Source organism: Nonomuraea sp. NPDC050383, from assembly GCF_044459125.1.
Taxonomy (GTDB): Bacteria; Actinomycetota; Actinomycetes; order Streptosporangiales; family Streptosporangiaceae; genus Nonomuraea.
This window is the reverse complement of sequence record NZ_JBITIP010000021.1, coordinates 92,776-114,065: the sequence shown is the minus strand read 5'-3', so window position 1 is coordinate 114,065 and position 21,290 is coordinate 92,776. Positions and strand designations below refer to the sequence as shown.

The 21,290-nt window shown below is 71.3% G+C and carries 20 protein-coding genes; 16 read left to right on the top strand and 4 right to left on the bottom strand.

The window, feature by feature from the left end; genetic code table 11:
• Positions 1–27 precede the first annotated feature (27 nt).
• From ACIBG4_RS36090 to ACIBG4_RS36070, 5 genes are all read left to right on the top strand, one after another.
• A complete protein-coding gene (locus tag ACIBG4_RS36090; RefSeq protein ID WP_397206282.1) occupies positions 28–1,296 on the top strand; it encodes a glycosyltransferase family 4 protein in 1,269 nt (422 codons plus the stop codon).
• Positions 1,297–1,477: 181 nt separating this feature from the next.
• Entirely contained in the window at positions 1,478–2,464 is a 987-nt protein-coding gene (locus ACIBG4_RS36085) for a TerC family protein (protein ID WP_310709216.1), read from the top strand.
• A gap of 105 nt (positions 2,465–2,569) precedes the next feature.
• Positions 2,570–3,211, top strand: coding sequence for a phosphatidylserine decarboxylase (locus ACIBG4_RS36080; protein ID WP_310708902.1), 642 nt, complete (start codon positions 2,570–2,572; stop codon positions 3,209–3,211).
• Positions 3,198–4,016 carry a CDP-diacylglycerol--serine O-phosphatidyltransferase gene (gene pssA, locus ACIBG4_RS36075; RefSeq protein ID WP_310708903.1) on the top strand — a complete coding sequence of 273 codons (819 nt, stop codon included), beginning with the start codon at positions 3,198–3,200 and terminating at the stop codon, positions 4,014–4,016. Before ACIBG4_RS36080 ends, pssA begins: the two co-directional genes overlap by 14 nt.
• Positions 4,017–4,059: 43 nt before the next feature.
• Positions 4,060–4,332, top strand: coding sequence for a hypothetical protein (locus ACIBG4_RS36070; RefSeq protein ID WP_310708904.1), 273 nt, complete (start codon positions 4,060–4,062; stop codon positions 4,330–4,332).
• 31 nt (positions 4,333–4,363) lie between these two features.
• On the opposite strand, the gene ACIBG4_RS36065 is transcribed toward ACIBG4_RS36070, so the two are convergent.
• Positions 4,364–5,032 carry an MBL fold metallo-hydrolase gene (locus ACIBG4_RS36065; protein WP_397206246.1) on the bottom strand — a complete coding sequence of 223 codons (669 nt, stop codon included), beginning with the start codon at positions 5,030–5,032 and terminating at the stop codon, positions 4,364–4,366.
• Positions 5,029–5,844: a maleylpyruvate isomerase family mycothiol-dependent enzyme gene (locus tag ACIBG4_RS36060; RefSeq protein WP_397206244.1), complete on the bottom strand. Its 816-nt coding sequence runs from the start codon at positions 5,842–5,844 to the stop codon at positions 5,029–5,031. The genes ACIBG4_RS36065 and ACIBG4_RS36060 overlap by 4 nt, the downstream gene beginning before the upstream one ends.
• 215 nt (positions 5,845–6,059) lie before the next feature.
• On the opposite strand from ACIBG4_RS36060, the gene uvrA reads away from it, so the two are divergent.
• Entirely contained in the window at positions 6,060–8,900 is a 2,841-nt protein-coding gene (gene uvrA / locus ACIBG4_RS36055; protein WP_397206242.1) for an excinuclease ABC subunit UvrA, read from the top strand.
• 50 nt (positions 8,901–8,950) lie between these two features.
• Here the strand turns inward: uvrA and ACIBG4_RS36050 are convergent, their stop codons facing one another.
• Entirely contained in the window at positions 8,951–9,736 is a 786-nt protein-coding gene (locus ACIBG4_RS36050) for a DUF2306 domain-containing protein (RefSeq protein WP_397206240.1), read from the bottom strand.
• Positions 9,737–9,890: 154 nt separating this feature from the next.
• Here ACIBG4_RS36050 and ACIBG4_RS36045 point away from each other — a divergent pair, with 154 nt between their 5' ends.
• From ACIBG4_RS36045 to whiA, 7 genes are all read left to right on the top strand, one after another.
• On the top strand, positions 9,891–10,346 hold the full coding sequence (locus ACIBG4_RS36045; RefSeq protein ID WP_397206238.1) for a Rieske (2Fe-2S) protein: 456 nt from the start codon (positions 9,891–9,893) through the stop codon (positions 10,344–10,346).
• Between the two features lie 130 nt (positions 10,347–10,476).
• On the top strand, positions 10,477–10,959 hold the full coding sequence (locus tag ACIBG4_RS36040; RefSeq protein WP_397206236.1) for a Rieske (2Fe-2S) protein: 483 nt from the start codon (positions 10,477–10,479) through the stop codon (positions 10,957–10,959).
• A 46-nt stretch (positions 10,960–11,005) separates the two neighbouring features.
• Positions 11,006–11,470, top strand: coding sequence for a Rieske 2Fe-2S domain-containing protein (locus tag ACIBG4_RS36035; RefSeq protein ID WP_397206234.1), 465 nt, complete (start codon positions 11,006–11,008; stop codon positions 11,468–11,470).
• A 178-nt stretch (positions 11,471–11,648) separates the two neighbouring features.
• Complete coding sequence (gene uvrC / locus ACIBG4_RS36030; RefSeq protein ID WP_397206280.1) at positions 11,649–13,724, top strand: excinuclease ABC subunit UvrC; 2,076 nt, start codon at positions 11,649–11,651, stop codon at positions 13,722–13,724.
• A gap of 118 nt (positions 13,725–13,842) precedes the next feature.
• Positions 13,843–14,727 carry an RNase adapter RapZ gene (rapZ, locus tag ACIBG4_RS36025; RefSeq protein ID WP_397206278.1) on the top strand — a complete coding sequence of 295 codons (885 nt, stop codon included), beginning with the start codon at positions 13,843–13,845 and terminating at the stop codon, positions 14,725–14,727.
• A 350-nt stretch (positions 14,728–15,077) separates the two neighbouring features.
• On the top strand, positions 15,078–15,992 hold the full coding sequence (gene yvcK / locus ACIBG4_RS36020; protein ID WP_355446103.1) for a uridine diphosphate-N-acetylglucosamine-binding protein YvcK: 915 nt from the start codon (positions 15,078–15,080) through the stop codon (positions 15,990–15,992).
• A gap of 71 nt (positions 15,993–16,063) precedes the next feature.
• Entirely contained in the window at positions 16,064–17,044 is a 981-nt protein-coding gene (gene whiA, locus ACIBG4_RS36015; protein WP_310708914.1) for a DNA-binding protein WhiA, read from the top strand.
• A gap of 272 nt (positions 17,045–17,316) precedes the next feature.
• Here whiA and ACIBG4_RS36010 read toward each other — a convergent pair whose 3' ends face one another.
• Positions 17,317–17,967, bottom strand: a complete 651-nt coding sequence (locus ACIBG4_RS36010) for a hypothetical protein (protein WP_397206231.1) — start codon at positions 17,965–17,967, stop codon at positions 17,317–17,319.
• A 184-nt stretch (positions 17,968–18,151) separates the two neighbouring features.
• Here ACIBG4_RS36010 and gap point away from each other — a divergent pair, with 184 nt between their 5' ends.
• From gap to tpiA, 3 genes are all read left to right on the top strand, one after another.
• Entirely contained in the window at positions 18,152–19,156 is a 1,005-nt protein-coding gene (gene gap / locus ACIBG4_RS36005; RefSeq protein WP_310708916.1) for a type I glyceraldehyde-3-phosphate dehydrogenase, read from the top strand.
• A gap of 69 nt (positions 19,157–19,225) precedes the next feature.
• Complete coding sequence (locus ACIBG4_RS36000; protein ID WP_397206229.1) at positions 19,226–20,419, top strand: phosphoglycerate kinase; 1,194 nt, start codon at positions 19,226–19,228, stop codon at positions 20,417–20,419.
• A complete protein-coding gene (gene tpiA, locus ACIBG4_RS35995) occupies positions 20,416–21,225 on the top strand; it encodes a triose-phosphate isomerase (RefSeq protein WP_397206227.1) in 810 nt (269 codons plus the stop codon). Before ACIBG4_RS36000 ends, tpiA begins: the two co-directional genes overlap by 4 nt.
• The last annotated feature ends 65 nt before the right edge of the window (positions 21,226–21,290 follow it).

Below are 21,290 nucleotides of genomic sequence, written 5' to 3'. Positions count from 1 at the left end.
GTGGCGGGCGAGGAAGGGAACGAGCAGGTGCGGGTGGCATTCGTGATGGGGACCACGTCCGGGGGCACCGGCCGGCATGTGCGCATGCTGGCCGGAGGGCTGGCGCGGCGCGGGCACCGGGTGCTGGTGGCGGGGCCCGCGAGCGTCGAGGAGCAGTTCGCGTTCACGGAGGCGGGCGCCCGGTTCGTGCCGGTCCGCGTCTCCGACCGGCCGCACCCGCTCGACGACGCCCGCTCGGTGCTGGCCCTCCGGCGGCTCACGAGGGACGCCGACGTGGTCCACGCCCACGGGCTGCGCGCCGGCGCCCTCGCCGCCCTCGCCCTGCCGGGCCGCGCTGCCCTGCTGACCCGTCGGCCGTCGCGGAGGGCGGGCGGCCCTTCGTCGGGTGGCGCGCTGGTCGTGACGCTGCACAACGCGCTCACCGCCGGGGGGCTCGTCGGGGTCGTCTACGGGGTGCTCGAACGCGTCGTCGCCCGCCGCGCCGACCACGTGCTCGTCGTCTCCCCGGACCTGGGGGAGCGGATGGTCGCGCTGGGCGCCGGTGACGTGCGGGCCGCCGTGGTGCCCGGCCGGGCGCTCAGGCCCGCGAAGAGGACACCCGAGGAGGTCCGGTCCGAGCTGGGGGCCGGGCGGCGGCCGATCGTGCTGACCCTCGCGCGGCTGGCCCAGCAGAAGGGCCTGGAGACCCTGCTCGACGTCGCCCGCGGCCCCTGGCAGGGCGCGAAGCCGGAGGGCCACGCCACGGAGGGCCGGGGTTCGGAGGGCCGGGGTCCGGGTTCTGTCGAGCAGGGCGCGGGGACCGGGGCAGCGCAGGAGGCGGGTGCGGGGTCGCTGGAGTCCGAGGCCGGCGAGGATGTGCGGCCGTTGTTCGTGGTGGCGGGGGAGGGGCCGTTGAGGGGGGCGCTGCAGGCCAGGATCGACGCCGAGCGGCTGCCCGTGACGCTGCTGGGCAACCGTGACGATGTGCCCGACCTGCTGGCCGCCGCCACCGTCGTCGTCTGGCCGAGCCGCTGGGAGGGCCTGCCGCTGAGCCTCAGCGAGGCGCTCATGGCCGGTCGCCCCGTCGTCGCGACCGCCGTCGGCGGCATCCCCGGCCTGCTCGCCGGGGCGGGGCGGCTGGTGCCGTACGGCGACGCCGGCGCCATGCGCGCGGCCGTACGCGAGCTCGTGGCGGACCCCGCGGCGGCGGCCCGCATGGCGGCGGCCTCCGCCCGGCGCGGCGCCGAGCTGCCCGGCGACGAGGAGGCGGTGGACAGTGTGCTGTCCGTCTACGGAGACCGCCAAGGCAGGGGATGATTAGGCGCACCTAAAGCGTTCTCGTATACTGCGTTCGTTAGGGAGGGGAGTATCCCTTCGCGGCAGCCTCGTCATCACGGTGCAGCCCCGCTCCACGGGGCCCCCGGGGCTGCCGGTTCGCCGATCATGGCGGGCGGGAGAGACCTCCGGCAGTCAGTTCATGCATGCCGGAGGAAGTGACGTGACCGCACCCGCTTGGGCCTATTTCGCCGTCATCGGCGGTCTACTGGTGGTTCTGGCAGTGGACCTGTGGATCGTCGACCGTGGTGAGGCGCGTGAGTTCTCCATGCGCCAGGCCGGTTTCTGGGTCACGTTCTACGTCGCCCTGGCCGTCGCCTTCGGTGTCCTGCTGTGGGCCACGACGGGCCCAGACAAGGCGGGCGAGTTCTTCGCCGGCTACATCACCGAATACAGCCTGAGCGTCGACAACCTGTTCATCTTCTTCATCATCATGAGCAGGTTCGCCGTGCCCAGGGCCTACCAGCACAAGGTGCTGCTCGTCGGCATCGTGCTGGCGCTGGTGATGCGCGGCATCTTCATCGCGCTGGGCGCCGCCGCCCTGGAGCGGTTCAGCTGGTTGTTCTACGTGTTCGGCGCGTTCCTCGTGTACACCGCGGTCAACCTCGTCCGCCAGCACCTGAAGGGCGACGAGGAGGAGTTCAACGAGAACATCCTGCTCCGCTGGGTGCGCAAGGCGTTCCCGACCACCGAGGGGTACGTCGGCTCGAAGATCACCGCCAAGATCGACGGCCGCCGCATGGTCACCCCGATGCTCATCGTGATGATCGCGATCGGCTCCACCGACCTGCTGTTCGCGCTCGACTCGATTCCGGCGATTTTCGGGCTCACCACCGACCCGTTCATCGTCTTCACCGCCAACGCGTTCGCCCTGATGGGACTGCGTCAGCTCTACTTCCTGCTGGGTGGCCTGCTGCAGCGGCTTGTTTACATCAGCTACGGTTTGGCGTTCATCCTTGGGTTCATCGGGGTTAAGCTGATATCGGAGGCCTTGCACGCCAGTGGGGCTTCCTGGGCGCCCGAGATCCCCATCTGGCTCTCACTCACGGTCATCGGCGGCACCATGGTCATCACGACCGTGGCCAGCCTGATCAAGGCCCGCGTCGACACGCGCCGGAGCGAGGAAAGCAGTCCTACCAGGGCTAGCTAAATGGCTTTCGAGGCGCTTTGCTTGTGTAGTCGCGCCGTGTAATAGTTGCTGACTCTGTAACATCACGGCAAAGCGCCCACTCCAGTCATTCACCAAAGGTTGTCCGTGTCAGACGATTCTGCTAAGACGAGCCGGTTCCGGCTCGCACGCGGGGTGTCCCCGTGGCTCCTCCCGACTGCGGCCACCGCGGCCGCGACCGCGCTGCTGGCGCGCCGGGACCGGCGATGGGCGCTCGCGGCGGTGCCGTTGAGCGCGCTGACCGGTGGCATGCTCTGGTTCTTCCGCGACCCCGACCGCATCCCCGGGTTCGGCCGGATCCTGTCGCCCGCCGACGGTGTCGTGCAGAGCATCGACCCGTGGCCTGACGGCCGCACCCGGGTGGCCATCTTCATGAGCCCGCTGAACGTGCACGTCAACCGGGCGCCTCTTGCGGGAAATGTCACCTCCGTGCAGCATGTGGCGGGTGGGTTCCTGCCGGCTTTCAACAAGGACAGCGACCAGAACGAACGCGTGGTGTGGCATTTCGAAACCGCGCTCGGCGACATCGAGATGGTGCAGATCGCGGGCGCGGTGGCGCGCAGGATCGTGCCGTACCTGACCGCGGGCGCCAAGGTCGAGCAGACCGATCGCATCGGTCTCATCAGGTTCGGCTCCCGGGTGGACATCTACCTTCCGGAAGGCATCTCGCCCGCCGTCTCGGTGGGCCAGAAGACGGTTGCGGGGGTGACCAGAATTGACCACGGCTGACGCAGGCAGCTGGCAGGCCGAGGAGGAGGAGCCTCAGGGCCCCGTCGGCAAGGCGTTCCGTCTCTCGGCGGCCGACTCGCTGTCTCTCGGCAACGCGCTCTGCGGGTTCCTCGCGGTCTGCGTTCTCGCCTCCTCCGCGATCCGCTCGCTGCAGGAGGGCGACGGGTTCCGGCCCGCGCCGAGCTACTTCGCGACCGCGGTGGTGCTGCTCCTCATCGGCGCCACCTGTGACCTGTTCGACGGCCTGGTCGCTCGGCGCTTCCGCGCCTCGGCGATGGGCGCCGAGCTGGACAACCTGGCCGACGTGATCAGCTTCGGGTTCGCGCCCGCGTTCATGATCGTGATCTGGGGCGGCTTCACCGACAGGGTTCCGTTCCCCGCCGTGCTCGCGGCCGCCGCGGCGGTGCTCATCGCGGGCGTTGTACGGCTGGCGAGGTTCGCCTGCGTGAAGACCAAGAGCGGCGACTTCATGGGCCTGCCCATCCCCATGGGCGCCATGACCGTGATCTCGATCGTGCTGCTGTTCGAGCCGAACATCCTGGCCCTGCTGGCCGTGCTCGGCGTGGCCTGGCTGATGGTCAGCCGCATCGAGTACCCGAAGCCGAAGGGCCAGCTCGCCGCCGTCGTCCTGGGCTGGATCATGGTCAACGTGGCCTTCCTCACCTTCTGGGTGGCCTGGCCGGAAGGCGGCGACCTGCCCATCAAGATCGGCGCCTCGATGCAGATCGCGCTCGTCGCGGCGATCCCGCTGAGGGTGCTGTTCTACAAGCGGGAGCAGCGGAAGGAAGCCGAGCGCGTCAGCTGACGGCGGCCGGCCGCCGTCCCGGCCCCGGATGGATGGAGCCGCCATGTCGGCCACACCCCGTGAGCACACCCGGACGTACTTCCTGGGCAAGCTGGCACAGGAGCTGGAGGCGCGCGGCCTGACCGCCACGCTGCGCGCCTACCCGCCGGCGCTGCGGATCAGCGATCCCGACACGGCGATGCTGGCCGAGACCGTCGACTGCGTGCCGCTGTCGGACGGATGGTTCTACCGCTGGTCGTGGGGCGAGATCGTCGGGCTGGCCGACGACCCGGAGCTGGCGGCGAACCGCATCGCCCAGGTGCTCACCGGCCGCTGACCGGACGCCGGAGCACCCACCCGCCCGCGGTTCACCAGCCGCGGGCCTTCCACGCCGGCAGTGCGGGCCGCTCGGCCCCCAGCGTCGTGTCCTTGCCGTGGCCCGGGTAGACCCACGTCTCGTCCGGCAGCCGATCGAAGATCCGCTCGACCACGTCGGCGTAGAGCTGCGCGAAGCGCTCGGGGTCCTTCCACGTGTTGCCCACGCCGCCGGGGAACAGCGAGTCACCCGTGAACAGGTGCTTCTCCGCGTGCTTCTCCGTGTCCCCGCCGTCGTACAGCAGTGCGATCGAGCCCGGCGTGTGGCCGCGCAGGTGGATCACCTCCACCGTCACGACGCCGACCGTGATCCGGTCGCCGTGCTCGACCTCGCGGTCCACCGGCACCGGCAGGGCCGGTGCGTCCAGCGGATGCGCGATCACCTGGGCGCCCGTCACCTTGACCATCTGCTCCAGGGCCTGCCAGTGGTCGCCGTGCTGGTGCGTCGTCACGATGGAGCTCAGCGGCTGGTCGGACACCAGCGCGAGCAGCCGGTCCGCCTCCGCCGCCGCGTCGATGAGGAGCCCGTCGCCGGTCTCGGCGCAGCGCAGCAGGTAGGCGTTGTTGTCGTACGGTCCGACGGCGAGCTTGCTGATCGTCAGCTTGGGCAGCTCGCGCACGTCGGCCGGACCGCCGACCTGGACGTCGCCTGTGTACGTCATGGGTAGTCCTCCGGGGGCGTCGCGGGCAGGTCAGCCGGGGCGGGCATCGTCAGCCACGGCGGTGCCGCGGGAACCTGCGGGTCCGCCGTGCCGGGCGCGGGCGACCGCCCCTCCAGCAACACCACCCTAACCCCCTCGCCCGTTGATCTGCCTGTCAGCCAGGCCAGCATGTCCGCCGGCCGGCCCTCCACGACCGGGCCCTCGCCGAGGTCGCGCCAGACGGCCGGGAGGTCCCGCGCCCCGCCGTCCGGAACGTCCAGCAGGCGGATCCCGCCGACCGTGCTGCTGTCGTGCGGCCACGTCCGCAGGCAGTCGCGCAGCTCCCGCCGGACGAACCGCTCGCTCCAGTCCGCGGGGCCGTACCCCGCCCCGAGGTCCACGTGGTGCATGCCCAGCTCGCGGATCCGCCGGACCAGCACGTACCAGGCCGGGTGCGGCGGCGGGCGCATCCCCTCCACCGGGGCCCGCCACGCCTCCTCCGGCAGGTTCTCGATCACGGCGTCCATGCGGGCCGCGCTCTCCTGCAGGTCGGCCAGGTGCTCGGCGGCCGTCCGGTGGGCGCCGGCCTCGATCCCGGCGTCCCGGGCGGCGGCGCTGCCGTACTGCGGGACGCGCACGCCCGTCCTGGCCCAGGTCAGCAGGTTGACGAGCCCGTCGGCGTTCCTGGCCAGATGGGCGAGGACGTGGCCGCGCGTCCACCCGGGCAGACGGGACGGCGCGGCCACGTCAGCGTCGCCGAGCGCCGCCACAGTGTTCAGGAGCGCGGAGGTCGCCGAGGCCAGCTCACTCCGTAAGGTCACCACTACCGTCATGCCACATATTTCAGCACCTGCTGCGGCGGGCCGGGCGGCAGGCATAAAAGGGCAGGTCATGACGTTGACATCGGAAGGCCACCTGCTGAGGTGGGAGCAGGCCGTAATCTGAGAGGGACGGATTTTCGGGGGCGGCAAACGGGCCGCCCGAAATTGTCGGTGCCCCCGTCTACCATCCCCGTGGACCTATCCGCCTTCTTGACATCGGGATCGCCGTGGCAGACCGCCTCATCGTGCGTGGTGCGCGCGAACACAACCTCAAGGACGTCTCGCTTGACCTGCCGCGAGACGCTCTGATCGTCTTCACCGGCCTGTCCGGTTCGGGCAAGTCGAGCCTGGCCTTCGACACGATCTTCGCCGAGGGCCAGCGACGCTACGTCGAGTCGCTCTCGGCCTACGCCCGCCAGTTCCTCGGCCAGATGGACAAGCCCGACGTCGACTTCATCGAGGGCCTGTCGCCCGCGGTGTCGATCGACCAGAAGGCCACCAGCAAGAACCCCCGCTCCACGGTCGGCACGATCACGGAGGTCTATGACTACCTGCGGCTGCTGTGGGCGCGCATCGGCAAGCCGCACTGCCCGGTCTGCTCCCGCCCGATCGCGCGGCAGATGCCGCAGCAGATCGTCGACCGGGTGATGGACCTGGAGGAGGGCACCCGCTTCCAGGTGCTCGCCCCGGTCATCCGCGGCCGCAAGGGCGAGTACACCGAGCTGTTCCGCGAGCTGCAGACCAAGGGCTTCGCCCGGGCGCGGGTCGACGGCACCGTCGTGCGCCTGGAGGAGCCGCCGACGCTGAAGAAGTACGAGAAGCACGACATCGAGGTGATCGTCGACCGCCTGTCGGTCAAGGAGTCGTCGCGGCGGCGGCTCACCGACTCGGTCGAGACCGCGCTGCAGCTGTCCGGCGGCACGATCACCCTCGACTTCGTCGACCTGCCCGACGACGACCCCGGCCGCGAGCGGTTCTACTCCGAGCACCTCTACTGCCCGTACGACGACCTGTCGTTCGAGGAGCTGGAGCCCCGCTCGTTCTCGTTCAACTCCCCGTTCGGCGCCTGTCCCGAGTGCACCGGCCTCGGCACCAAGATGGAGGTCGACCCGGAGTTGGTCGTCCCCGACCCCGAGCGCACGCTGCGCGAGGGCGCCCTGCACCCCTGGTCGGGCGGCCACACCAGCGAGTACTTCGTCCGGCTGGTCGAGGCGCTCGGCCACACCATGGGCTTCACGCTCGACACCGCCTGGGAGAAGCTGCCGAAGAAGGCCCAGAAGGCGCTGTTGTTCGGCCACGACGAGCAGGTCCATGTCCGCTACAGCAACCGCTACGGCCGCCAGCGCTCCTACTACACCGCCTACGAGGGCGTCATCCCGTGGGTGCAGCGCCGGCACGCCGAGGCGGAGAGCGACGCGACCCGCGAGCGGTTCGAGGGCTACATGCGGGAGATCCCCTGCCCCGCCTGCAAGGGAGCCAGGCTCAAGCCGGTCTCGATGGCCGTGACCGTCTCCGGCCAGTCGATCGCCGCGGTGTCGGCCATGTCGATCGGCGAGTGCGCGGCGTTCCTGTCCGAGCTCAAGCTGTCCGACCGTGACATGCAGATCGCCGAGCGGGTCGTCAAGGAGATCAACGCCCGCCTGGGCTTCCTGCTCGACGTCGGCCTCGACTACCTCACCATGGACCGCGCCGCCGCCACCCTGGCGGGCGGCGAGGCGCAGCGCATCCGGCTGGCCACGCAGATCGGCTCCGGTCTCGTGGGCGTCCTGTACGTCCTGGACGAGCCCTCGATCGGCCTGCACCAGCGCGACAACATGCGCCTGCTCGACACGCTGGTCCGGCTGCGGGACATGGGCAACACGCTGATCGTCGTCGAGCACGACGAGGACACCATCGCCGCCGCCGACTGGGTGGTCGACATCGGGCCGGGCGCCGGCGAGCACGGCGGTCAGGTCGTCGTCTCCGGCACCGTCCAGGACCTGCTGACCAGCGAGGAGTCGCTGACCGGCCAGTACCTGTCCGGCCGCCGCAGCATCGCCATCCCGGCCCAGCGCCGCAAGCGCGACCGCAAGCGGCAGATCACGGTCAAGGGCGCCCGCGAGCACAACCTCAAGGGCGTCGACATCGACTTCCCGCTGGGCCTGTTCACCGCCGTCACCGGCGTGTCCGGGTCGGGCAAGTCGACGCTGGTCAACGACATCCTGTACGCCGCCCTGGCCAAGGAGCTGCACGGCGCCCGCACGGTGCCCGGCCGCCACTCCCGGATCAACGGCATGGACCACGTCGACAAGGTCGTCCACGTCGACCAGTCGCCGATCGGGCGCACCCCGCGCTCCAACCCCGCCACCTACACCGGCGTGTTCGACCACGTACGCAAGCTGTTCGCGGCCACCACCGAGGCGAAGGTCCGCGGCTACCAGCCCGGCCGCTTCAGCTTCAACGTCAAGGGCGGCCGGTGCGAGGCGTGCGCGGGCGACGGCACCATCAAGATCGAGATGAACTTCCTGCCGGACGTCTACGTCCCCTGCGAGGTCTGCCACGGCGCCCGCTACAACCGGGAGACGCTGGAGGTCCACTACAAGGGCAAGACCATCTCCGAGGTCCTGGACATGCCGATCGAGGAGGCGCTCGCCTTCTTCGACGCGATCCCGGCGATCAAGCGGCACCTGCAGACGCTGCACGACGTCGGCCTCGGCTACGTCCGGCTCGGCCAGCCCGCCACCACGCTGTCCGGCGGCGAGGCGCAGCGGGTCAAGCTCGCCTCGGAGCTCCAGCGGCGGCAGACCGGGCGGACGATCTACGTCCTCGACGAGCCGACCACGGGCCTGCACTTCGAGGACATCCGCAGGCTGCTCGGCGTCCTCGGCCGGCTGGTCGACGGCGGCAACACCGTGATCGTCATCGAGCACAACCTCGACGTCATCAAGACCGCCGACTGGATCATCGACATGGGGCCGGAGGGCGGCTCCCGGGGCGGCACGCTGGTCGCCACGGGCACGCCCGAGGAGATCGCCGTGGTCGAGGAGAGTCACACGGGCCGCTTCCTCCGTAAGATCCTCCAGCTCTAGCCCGCGGAGGGCGAATCCCGGCCGGTCAGGCAGTACCGGCCCCTGGCCGGTCAGGCCGCGGAGGACGGGCGCGCGGCGGCGCGGCGGCGGGCGCGGCGCCTGGCGTCGCCGCGCTCCAGCCACCACTCAGCCGCCAGCAGCGGCAGCACCCAGCCGAGCCATCCCCCCAGGCCCGCCGCCGTCTGAGTCAGCAACGCCTGGTCGCCGTGGAAGGTGGTCTCCAGCTCCGGCTGCAGGAGTATGACCAGCGCCACGCCGTAGATGCGGTTCGTGATGATCGACATGGTGAGGGCGAAGCTGCGCACCATCCACCTGCGGTGCTCCACGAACCGGCGCCGCCGGGCCATCCGCCATCCGGCGATCGTGCAGCCCAGCCACAGCAGCGCGAGCAGCACGTTGCTGACCCGGATCACGTGCCCGAACGGCGTGGCCAGGCCCGCCACCAGGCCCATCAGCCCCGCCGGCAGGCAGCCGCCGAACACGTACACCCTGCCGACCAGCCGGTGCGCCCGCGGATGGCGCTCCCTGAACCACGGCCAGATCTGCAGGCAGCACGTCAGCATCGCCACCGAGCCGAACACCACGTGCAGCGACAGCACCACGTAGTGGGGCGGGAAGAACGCCGGCGCGGGCACCCGCGACTGCGACGGGTCGAACGAGACGTACGGCGGCAGTGAGAACGCCACGAACGCCAGCGCGACCACGGCCAGCGGCGCCACCCACGGCCGCCGCCACCAGCGAGGACGCGCGCCGGCGCGCGGCGGCGGGGACCCGGCGGAGGGGAGATGGCCCGGCGGCGGGGAAGAGGGCTCGGGCGAGTCGCTGAGAACGGTCATGGCGGTAGGTTCGCCGGTGCCGCTGACCGATCGCGCACCACCCGCTGACGGGACCGACGCCCACCGCCCCTACAGTGATGAACGCGCAGGAGCACGGTCTTCAGGGGACCTGACCTGCGGGGGGTCGGCGGCGACGCGGAAGGGTCGGCAGCACATGAGGGGTTCGGAGCGGGGCTTCGCCATGCCCGCGATCGAGGAGTCGCGCGGGGATGCGGTGGGACGTCGTCAGGCGATCGGCGTGGCGGGGGCGGCCGTGTGCGGGCTGGCGCTCGCCGGCTGCGGCGCCGGCGGCGAGGAGGCGGCCCCGGCGCAGAGCATCAAGGGGCAGGTCCTCGCCAGGACGGCCGACGTGCCGGTCGGCGGCGGCACCTTCGTGGAGCAGTGGAAGATCATGATCACGCAGCCCGCAGCGGGCGTCTTCAAGGCGTTCAGCGCGATCTGCCCGCATCGCGGCTGCTCCGTCGGCTCGCCGCAGGACTCCGTCATGACGTGTCCCTGCCACGGCAGCGAGTTCGCCGCCGACACCGGCAAGTGCCTCAAGGGGCCCGCCACGGCGCCCCTCGCGGCGTACCAGGTCAAGGTCGAGGGCGACGGCATCGTCGTCGTCTGAGGGTTCACCCCTGCGGGTGCGTCCGAACCGGTAATTGTGCGTGGTTCTCCCGATCGGCGTACGTGACGCTGAACCGGCCGGCGGGTGACGCCGTACCTGGGGATGAGACCCGAACCTGGAGGAACGCACCATGACCGATACGACGCGCCGGGCGGTTGTACTGGGAGCCGGCGGCGCCGGACTGGCCGCGGTTCTGACCGCCTGCGCCAGCTACGGCGACCCCGCCACCCAGGGCAGCCTGCCGCCCGCCGAGGAGGAACCCCAGGCCGAGGAGTCTTCTTCGTCCGCGGAGCCGACGAAGAAGAAGGAGAAGACGACGGGCGGCGGCAAGGCGCTCGCCGACACCGCCGACATCCCTTCGGGGGGCGGGAAGGTCTTCGAGAGCCAGAAGATCGTCGTCACGCAGCCGCAGGACGGCGAGTTCAGGGCCTTCACGGCGGTCTGCACCCATGCCGGGTGCACGGTGGCCAGCGTCTCGAACGGCACGATCAACTGCCCCTGCCACGGCAGCAAGTTCAAGATCGAGGACGGCTCCGTGGCGGACGGCCCCGCGGGCCGGCCGCTCGCCGAGAAGAAGATCAAGGTGGACGGCGATAAGATCATGCTCGCTTGATTCAACTTTCATGCTTTTCTCACCTGAGTGCGGTTGGGTGGGACCCATGGCAGAAGACCTTCAGAGTCGCAGAGCGGTGATCGCGGGAGTGGGCGTCGGTGGCCTCGCGCTGGCGCTGACCGCCTGTGGCGGCGAGAGCGGCACGTCCACCGGCACCGAGACCGGCGCGCCGCCCACGAGCGGAAGCGGGCAGCCGAGTGCCGGGAGCACCGGCTCGTCCGCGGGCGGCGCCCTGGCCAGGACGGCCGACATCCCGGTGGGCGGAGGCACGGTCTTCAAGGAGCAGAAGATCGTGGTGACGCAGCCCACGGCGGGCCAGTTCAAGGCGTTCAGCGCGATCTGCACCCACAAGGGCTGCACGGTGAACAAGGTGGCCGACGGGCTGATCGACTGCCCGTGCCACGGCAGCAAGTTCAAGGTGCAGGACGGCGCGGTCGCCGACGGGCCGGCCACGGAGCCGCTTCCCGAGAAGCAGATCAAGGTGGAGGGCGACCAGATCACCCTGGCCTGACCCGTTCCGTACGGCCCCGCACAGGCCCCTCGCCGGGCCCACGCCACACCCGCGAGGCGCCTGTGCGGGGCCACACCCACGCCCTTCGCCCCGGCGGCCCGGGACCGGTCGGTCGGCGGCGGGGTCTGTCGGTGGGGGCCGTTAGTCTTTGAACGTGGCGAGATCAGCGGGCACCCCCTTGAGTTTCCGGCCCCGGCCCGGGTCCATCCCGGAGTCCCCGGGGGTCTACCGGTTCAGGGACGCGCACGGCCGGGTGATCTACGTCGGCAAGGCCAAGAGCCTGCGGCAGCGGCTCAACTCGTACTTCGCCGACTTCTCCGCCCTGCACCCGCGCACCCAGACGATGCTGACCACGGCGGCCGACGTCGACTGGACCGTCGTCGGCACCGAGGTCGAGGCACTGCAGCTCGAATACTCCTGGATCAAGGAGTTCGACCCCCGCTTCAACGTCAAGTACCGCGACGACAAGTCCTACCCGTACCTCGCCGTCACCATGGGCGACGACTTCCCGCGCGTCCAGGTGCTGCGCGGCGCCAAGCGCAAGGGCACCCGCTACTTCGGCCCCTACTCCCACGCCTGGGCCATCCGCGAGACCGTCGACCTGCTGCTGCGCGTCTTCCCGGTGCGCACGTGCAGCGCCGGGGTGTTCAAGCGGGCCGGGCAGATCGGCCGGCCCTGCCTGCTCGGCTACATCGACAAGTGCTCCGCGCCGTGCGTCGGCCGCGTCACCCCCGAGGAGCACCGCGCGCTCGCCGAGGACTTCTGCGACTTCATGGCCGGCAACACCGGTCGCTTCATCAAGCGGCTGGAGAAGGAGATGCGCGAGGCCGCCGGCGAGCAGGAGTACGAACGCGCCGCGCGCCTGCGCGACGACATCCAGGCGCTCCAGCGCGCCCTGGAGAAGCAGGCGGTCGTGCTCGGCGAGGGCACCGACGCCGACGTCATCGCCCTGGCCGAGGACCCGCTCGAAGCCGCCGTCCAGGTCTTCTACGTGCGCGGCGGACGCATCCGCGGCCAGCGCGGCTGGGTCGTCGACAAGGTCGAGGAGACCTCGCCGGGCGAGCTGGTCGAGCAGTTCCTGCTGCAGATGTACGGCGAGGCGAGCCCCGACTCGATGCCCCGCGAGGTGCTCGTGCCCGAGCTGCCGCCCGACGCGGCCGCGGTCGCCGAGCTGCTGTCCGAGCAGCGCAAGGCCCGGGTCGAGGTACGGGTGCCGCAGCGCGGCGACAAGAAGTCGCTGCTGGAGACCGTCGGGCGCAACGCCATGGAGTCGCTCGCCCAGCACAAGATCCGCCGCGCCAGTGACCTGACCACGCGCAGCAAGGCGCTCCAGGAGATCGCCGACGCGCTCGGCCTCGACCAGGCGCCCCTGCGCGTCGAGTGCTACGACGTCTCCCACCTCCAGGGCGAGAACGTCGTGGCCTCGATGGTCGTCTTCGAGGACGGCCTGGCCCGCAAGAGCGAGTACCGCCGCTTCGCCGTCAAGACCAAGGAGGGCGACGTCGCCTCGATCCACGAGGTGATCATGCGGAGGTTCCGCCGCTACCTGGAGGAGCGCTCGGCCACCGGCGAGCTGGCCGCCGACGACGAGGCCCACGGCCTCATCGACCCCGAGACCGGCAAGCCGCGCAAGTTCGCCTACCCGCCCAACCTCGTCGTCGTCGACGGCGCCGGCCCCCAGGCCGCCGCCGCGCAGCGGGCGCTCGACGAGCTCGGCATCGACGACGTCGCCGTGTGCGGCCTGGCCAAGCGGCTGGAGGAGGTGTGGCTGCCCGGCGACGACCAGCCGGTCATCTTGCCGCGCTCCAGCGAGGGGCTCTACCTGCTGCAACGTGTCCGCGACGAGGCGCACCGGTTCGCCATCACCTACCATCGGTCCAAGAGGTCCAGGACCGTGAAGGAGAGCGCGCTCGACAGCGTGCCGGGTCTCGGCCCGGCACGGAGGCAGGCGCTGCTCAAGCACTTCGGCTCCGTCAAACGGCTGCGCGAGGCCACCGTGGCGGAGATCTGCGAGGTCCCCGGCATCGGCCGGTCGACCGCGGAGGTGATCGCATCGACGCTGAAGGGGGAGTCACCCGTGACCACCAGCGAGGCGGCGCCCGCACAGCGGGTCGCCGGCGACGCCGACGGCACCCTCGGCCCGCGTGCCGGTGACGGTGCCGGCGCCCTGAACGGCGTCACCGGGGGCGGGGCAGCCGTCACGGCGCCGGGCGAAGCCGGCGGGCCTGACCGACCGAGCGGCCGAACGGAGTGAGACGATGAGCGCCGCCGAAGATAACGATCAGCTGGGCGCGGCACGCCCGAGTGGTGGGGCGGCCGAGGGCGTTCCGGAAGGCCCGGCGGCCCAGGTCGCCGCGGCCGCGGCAGCCGCCGTGGAGCGGGGCGTGGCCGAGAGCAGGGAGCCCGCGTTCGTCATCGTCACCGGCATGTCCGGGGCGGGACGCAGCACCGCGGCCAAGGCGCTGGAGGACCTCGGCTGGTTCGTCATCGACAACCTGCCGCCGGGCCTGCTGTTCGCCATGGCCGAGGAGGCCGGCAAGGTCAAGCTCGCCGCCGACAAGGTGGCGGCCGTGGTCGACGTGCGCAGTCTCGCCTTCACCACCGACCTCAACGCCGCCATCGAGGAGCTCGAAGGCCGCGGCGTACGCGTGCGCGTGGTCTTCCTGGAGGCCAGCGACGAGGAGCTGGTCCGCCGCTTCGAGAACGTCCGCCGCCCGCACCCGTTGCAGGGCGAGGGCAGGCTCGTCGACGGCATCACCCGGGAGCGCGGCATCCTGCGCGAGGTGCGGGCCAACGCCGACCTCGTGATCGACACCTCCTCCCACAACGTGCACGAGCTCCGCAACAAGATCGTCGCCTTCTTCGGCGGCGAGGACCGTCCCGGGTTGCGGGTCAACGTGGTGTCCTTCGGCTTCAAGTACGGCCTGCCGGTCGACGCCGACCTCGTGGTCGACTGCCGGTTCCTGCCCAACCCGCACTGGGTTCCCGAGCTACGGCCGATGAACGGGCTGGACGCGCCGGTCCGCGAGTACGTGCTGGGCCAGCCCGGCGCCAAGGAGTTCCTCGACGCGTACGAGGAGGTCCTGAAGGTGGTCGCGGCGGGTTATGCCCGCGAGGGCAAGAGCTATGCGACGCTGGCGGTCGGCTGCACGGGCGGCAAGCACCGCAGCGTCGCCATGGCCGAGCAGGTCGCGGGCCGCCTGCGCGACCGCGGGATGGAGGTCCAGGTGAGCCATCGGGATGTGGGGCGGGAGTGACCGATGACAACCAGGACCAGGGTGTTCCGTCCCCGGACGCGTCGTCCGTAGCCGCATCTCCCGCAGCCGCCTCGTCGGTCCAGGCGTCATCCGCGAACCTCTCGACCGCTGGTGAGTCGTCCCGGAGCGGGGCGTCCGCAGACGGGGCGCCCGCGAGTGCGGTGCCTCGGAGCGGGGCGTCCGCGAGTGGAGCGCCTCCGAGTGGGGCACCGACGAGTGAGGTGCCTCGGAGTGGGGCACCGGCGAGTGGGGTGCCTCGGAGTGGGGCACCGGCGAGTGGGGTGTCTCGGAGCGGGGCGTCCGCGAGCGGGGTGGCGGCGGGCGAGGGCCGGCCTCGGGGGCCGCGTGTCGTGGCCCTCGGCGGCGGGCACGGCCTGTACGCCTCCCTGTCCGCGCTGCGGGCCGTGACCGACACGCTCACGGCCGTCGTGACCGTGGCCGACGACGGCGGCTCCAGCGGCCGCCTGCGGCGCGAGCTCGGCGTCCTGCCGCCCGGCGACCTGCGCATGGCGCTGGCCGCGCTGTGCGGCGACGACGAGTGGGGCATCACCTGGAGCGAGGTGGTCCAGCACCGCTTCCGCAGCGAGGGGGACCTGCACGGCCACGCCGTCGGCAACCTCCTCATCGTGGCGCTCTGGGAGCTGCTCGGCGATCCCGTGGCGGGCCTCGACTGGGTGGGGCGGCTGCTGGGAGCCAACGGACGGGTGCTGCCGATGGCCTCGGTGCCGCTCGACATCGTCGCCGAGGTGGAGCTCGACGGCGTCACCTCGACCGTGCGCGGCCAGGTGGCGTGCGCTCTCACCCCCGGGCGCGTGCAGGCGATCTCCCTGGTCCCCGAGGACCCTCCCGCCCGGCCGGAGGCCATCGAGGCGGTCCTGGAGGCCGACTGGGTGGTGTTCGGGCCGGGGTCGTGGTTCACCAGCGTGCTGCCGCACCTGAAGGTGCCCGAGCTGGCCAGGGCCCTGCACGAGACCCGGGCCAGGCGGCTCGTCACGCTCAACCTCGCCCCGCAGGCGGGCGAGACCGACGACTTCTCCCCCCAGCAGCACCTGGAGGTGCTCAGGCAGCACGCGCCCGAGCTCATGGTGGACGTCGTCCTGGCCGACACGGGCATGGTCGACGACCTCGACGCGCTGGAGAAGGCGGCCGCCGCGCTCGGCGGTCGTCTCGTGCTGGCCGACGTGGCCGCCGCCGACGGCTCGCCCCGGCATGACCCACGACGTCTTGCCTCCGTCCTGGACGAGATTTTCCTCCAGAAGCGTTGATCCTGGTCGGCGGGGTGCGAAGGTGCGAGAGACTGCTGGGAGCCGGTCTGAATGGGGGAGGACTAACGCTTATGGCGATGACGGGTGTGGTCAAGGACGAGCTGAGCCGACTGCCGGTGCTGAAGCCTTGCTGTCGCAAGGCCGAGGTGTCCACGCTGCTGCGGTTCGCCAGCGGCCTGCACCTGGTGGGCGGGCGCATCGTGATCGAGGCGGAGCTCGACACCAACGCCACCGCGCGGCGGCTGATCAAGGACATCGGCGAGGTGTTCGGCCACAAGGCGGAGGTCCTCGTGCTGGCGCCGGCCGGCCTGCGCAAGGGATCACGGTACGTCGTGCGCGTCTACCGCGACGGTGAGGCGCTCGCCCGGCAGACGGGGCTGATCGACAACCACGGGCGGCCCGTGCGCGGGCTGCCGCGCCAGGTCGTCGCGGGGGCGGCCTGCGACGCCGAGGCGGCCTGGCGGGGGGCCTTCCTGGCACATGGCTCGCTCACCGAGCCGGGCCGGTCGATGTCGCTGGAGGTCACCTGCCCGGGCCCGGAGGCGGCGCTGGCGCTGGTCGGCTCCGCCCGGCGGCTGAAGATCCATGCCAAGGCGCGCGAGGTACGCGGCGTCGACCGGGTCGTGGTGCGCGACGGTGACGCCATCAGCGCGCTGCTCACCCGGCTCGGCGCGCACGACAGCGTGCTGGCCTGGGAGGAGCGCCGCATGCGCCGCGAGGTGCGCGCCACCGCCAACCGGCTGGCCAACTTCGACGACGCCAACCTCCGGCGCTCGGCCCGCGCCGCCGTGGCGGCGGGCGCCCGGGTGCAGCGGGCCCTGGAGATCCTGGGTGACGAGGCGCCGGAGCACCTGGTGGTGGCCGGGCGGCTGCGGGTGGAGCACAAGCAGGCGTCGCTGGAGGAGCTGGGGCAGATCGCCGACCCGCCGCTGACCAAGGACGCGATCGCGGGCCGGATCCGGCGGCTGCTGGCCATGGCCGACAAGCGCGCCTCCGACCTCGGCGTCCCCAACACCGAGGCCAACCTCACGGTCGACATGCTCGCCCCCTGAGGCACGGCACCCGCGACCCGCGCTCGGGAGGCACTTGAGGCACGGCCACCCGCGACCCGCGCCCGGGAGGCCCCTGAAGGCATGCCCGCGCGGTCGCGGGCCGCTGCCCGCAGGCTCGTGCGTGCATGCGTGTCCACGCCTGAAGGCCCTGGAGGCGCGTCCCGGGAACACCTGGGGACGTGTCTGGCGGGGCGCGGGACGGGCGTGTGGGCCCCGTGTGCGCGGCCCCGCCTCGCGGGGCGAGCGCGTCGGCGTGAGGCGGGCCGGGGCGGTCAGTCCTGGGCGGGGTCGCGGGGAGTGAAGAGGTTGGCCGTCGTGGCGGTGGGCGCCGGCTTGGGCGGCTGGAGCGGCTCGAACGGCGCCCGGTACTCCGGCTCGGGCTCCGTCGCGTCCGCGACCGGCTCGCCGCCGCCACGCCTGCGGTGGGAGGCCGCCCCGTCCTCGGCCCGCCACCGCCGGCGCACCCGTACGACCCGTACGAGCGACAGCAGGAACGCGGGCACGGCCGCGGCGGCGACGGCGGCCCAGAAGTGCCAGGACGACCGGATGGCCAGCCACACGCCCTGCGCGCCGAAGACGAGCTGCTCGTCGACGGAGGACAGGGGGAACCCACGCTCGACGACGAAGCCCATGGAGCCGGCGACGCCGCCGATCGCGCGGACCCCGAAGGCGTAGAGCACCAGCAGCAGCGGAAGGAGCAGGCTGCGCGGCCGAACGGTCCACATGGCGAGACCGAGGATCAGCCCGGCCAGGAGGCAGCAGGCGACGGGGAAGGCGAAGGTCGGGTCCCCTGCGAACCAGCGCACCTCGTAGGGCAGGCGGTAATAGAACGTTGCCATGGCCGCGTATCCCGCCGCTCCGATGATCATCGCGACGAAGCCCACGATCAGGCCGGACAGCAGGCCGGACCTGCGTTGTGACATCTCAGCCCCCAGAGAATGCCCGAATTTACACCAACGAGTCGGGCACTTTACTCGAACGCTGCAAATCACGCCTCCGGAATGGTGATACGCAGGCCGGGGGTTGCAGTGGTCTAAACCAATTTAGGTCCGATAGGGTTGGGGGTTGAGGTTTCAGCCCGCATCACGTACGAGGAGATCGGTTTCCGTGAGCATCCGCGTAGGCGTCAACGGCTTCGGCCGCATCGGTCGTAACTTCTGGCGTGCGGTCGCCGCCGGCGGCAAGGACATCGAGATCGTTGCGGTCAACGACCTGACCGACAACGCCACGCTCGCCCACCTGCTGAAGTACGACAGCATCCTGGGCCGCCTGCCGTACGAGGTGAAGGCGACCAGCGACGAGATCACCGTCGACGGCAAGGCCATCAAGGTCTTCGAGGAGCGCGACCCGGCCAAGCTGCCCTGGGGCGACCTGGGCGTGGACGTCGTGCTCGAGTCGACCGGCCTGTTCACCGACGCCGCCAAGGCCAAGGTGCACGCCGACAACGGCGCCAAGAAGGTCATCATCTCGGCCCCGGCCAAGAACGAGGACGTCACCATCGTCATGGGCGTCAACCACGACTCCTATGACCCGGCCAACCACACGATCATCTCCAACGCGTCCTGCACCACCAACTGCCTGGCTCCGCTGGCCAAGGTCCTCCACGACACCTTCACCATCGAGAAGGGTCTGATGACCACCATCCACGCCTACACGCAGGACCAGAACCTGCAGGACGGCCCGCACAAGGACCTGCGCCGCGCCCGCGCCGCCGCGCTCAACGTGGTGCCCACCTCCACCGGCGCCGCCAAGGCCATCGGCCTGGTGCTGCCGGAGCTGAAGGGCAAGCTCGACGGGTTCGCGATGCGCGTGCCGATCCCCACCGGCTCGGCCACCGACCTGACCGTGGACGTCAGCCGCGACGTCACCGTCGAGGAGGTCAACGCCGCGCTCAAGGCCGCCGCCGAGGGTCCGCTCAAGGGCATCCTCACCTACACCGAGGACGAGATCGTCTCCTCCGACATCGTGACCGACCCGGCCTCCTGCATCTTCGACGCCGGCCTCACCAAGGTCATCGGCAACCAGGTCAAGGTCGTCGGCTGGTACGACAACGAGTGGGGCTACTCCAACCGCCTGGCCGACCTCATCGAGCTGGTGGGCGCCGACCTGTGACGGGTCCGCGCTGAGCGAGACATCCATCACCCGGGACCGTCCGAGCCGCGCTCGGCGGAAGGAGCACAGTTGCGCACGATCGACGATCTCGACGTGAAGGGCCGGCGCGTGCTCGTGCGCGCCGACCTCAACGTCCCTCTCGACGGTGAGACGATCACCGACGACGGCCGCATCAGAGCGTCGGTTCCGACGATCCAGGCCCTGGCCGGGCGCGGCGCGAAGGTCGTCGTCTGCGCCCACCTCGGCCGCCCCAAGGGCAAGGCCGAGCCGAAGTACTCGCTGAAGCCGGTCGCCGCGCGGCTGGGCGAGCTGCTCGGCCAGGACGTGGCGTTCGCGACCGACGTGGTCGGCGACAGCGCCCAGGCCACCGTCTCGGGGCTCCAGGACGGCCAGGTGGCCCTGCTGGAGAACCTCCGGTACGAGCCGGGCGAGGAGTCCAAGGACGACCAGGCGCGCGGCGAGTTCGCCGCGAAGCTGGCCGGCCTGGCGGAGCTGTACGTCGGTGACGGCTTCGGCGCGGTGCACCGCAAGCACGCCAGCGTCTACGACGTGCCCCGGCTGCTGCCGCACGCGGCGGGCGGGCTCGTCGTGGCCGAGGTCGAGGTGCTCAAGCGCCTCACCGAGCACGCCGAGCGGCCGTACGTGGTGGTGCTGGGCGGCGCCAAGGTGTCCGACAAGCTGGGCGTCATCGCCAGCCTGCTCACCAAGGTCGACCGGCTGCTCATCGGCGGCGGCATGGCCTACACCTTCCTCAAGGCCCAGGGCCACGAGGTCGGCCAGTCGCTGCTGCAGGAGGACCAGCTCGACCAGGTGCGCGGCTTCCTCGACCAGGCGGCCGAGCGCGACGTCGAGCTGGTGCTGCCGGTGGACGTGCTGGCGGCGACCGAGTTCGGCAAGGACGCGCCCCACGACGTCGTCGAGGCGACCGCGATCCCGGCCGACCGGCAGGGGCTCGACATCGGCCCGAAGACCCGCGAGCTGTTCGCGGGCAAGCTGGCCGACGCCCGGACCGTCTTCTGGAACGGCCCGATGGGCGTGTTCGAGTTCGACGCGTTCTCGGGCGGCACGCGCGCGGTGGCGGAGGCGCTCATCGGCTCCGACGCCTTCACCGTGGTCGGCGGCGGTGACTCGGCCGCGGCCGTGCGCCGGCTCGGCCTCCCCGAGGACGGCTTCTCCCACATCTCCACCGGTGGCGGGGCCAGCCTCGAATACCTGGAGGGCAAGACCCTTCCCGGACTCGCCGCCCTGGAGGATGCGGAGTGACGCGACAGGGTGACCGCCCCTCGGGGGCCGGCCGCAAGCCGCTCATCGCGGGCAACTGGAAGATGAACCTCAACCACCTCGAGGCCATCGCCCTGGTGCAGAAGCTCGCCTTCGCGCTCAGCGACAAGGACTTCGACAAGGTCGAGGTCGCCGTCCTGCCGCCGTTCACGGACCTGCGCAGCGTGCAGACGCTCGTGGACGGCGACAAGCTGCGCATCGTGTACGGCGCGCAGGACCTGTCCCGGCACGACGCGGGCGCCTACACCGGGGAGATCTCCGGGGCGATGCTGGCCAAGCTCGGCTGCACCTTCGCGGTGATCGGCCACTCCGAGCGGCGCGAGCACCACCGCGAGGACGACGACCTGGTCAACGCCAAGGTGCACGCCGCCTACCGCCACTCGCTGACGCCGATCCTGTGCGTGGGCGAGGGGCTGGAGGTCCGCCGGGAGGGCGGCCACGTGGCGCACACCCTGGCTCAGCTGGAGGGCGCGCTGCGCAAGGTCACCGCCGAGCAGGTCAAGTCGATCGTGGTGGCCTACGAGCCGGTGTGGGCGATCGGCACCGGCGAGGTCGCGACGCCGGAGGACGCGCAGGAGGTCTGCTCGGCCCTGCGCGGGCGACTCGCTGAGCTGTACGACGACGAAGTGGCCTCAGGTGTCCGTATCCTGTACGGAGGATCGGTGAAGTCGGGCAACATCGCCGGCATCATGGCGCAGTCCGACGTCGACGGCGCTCTGGTGGGCGGTGCCAGCATCGACGCCGGCGAGTTCGTCAAGATCTGCCGTTTTTCCGATATGCCCGGCTAGCTGAGCCGTTCCTGGGGCGCGACTTGACAGCAAGTCGTACCCTCTAGAGGCAAGTTTGAATCGTC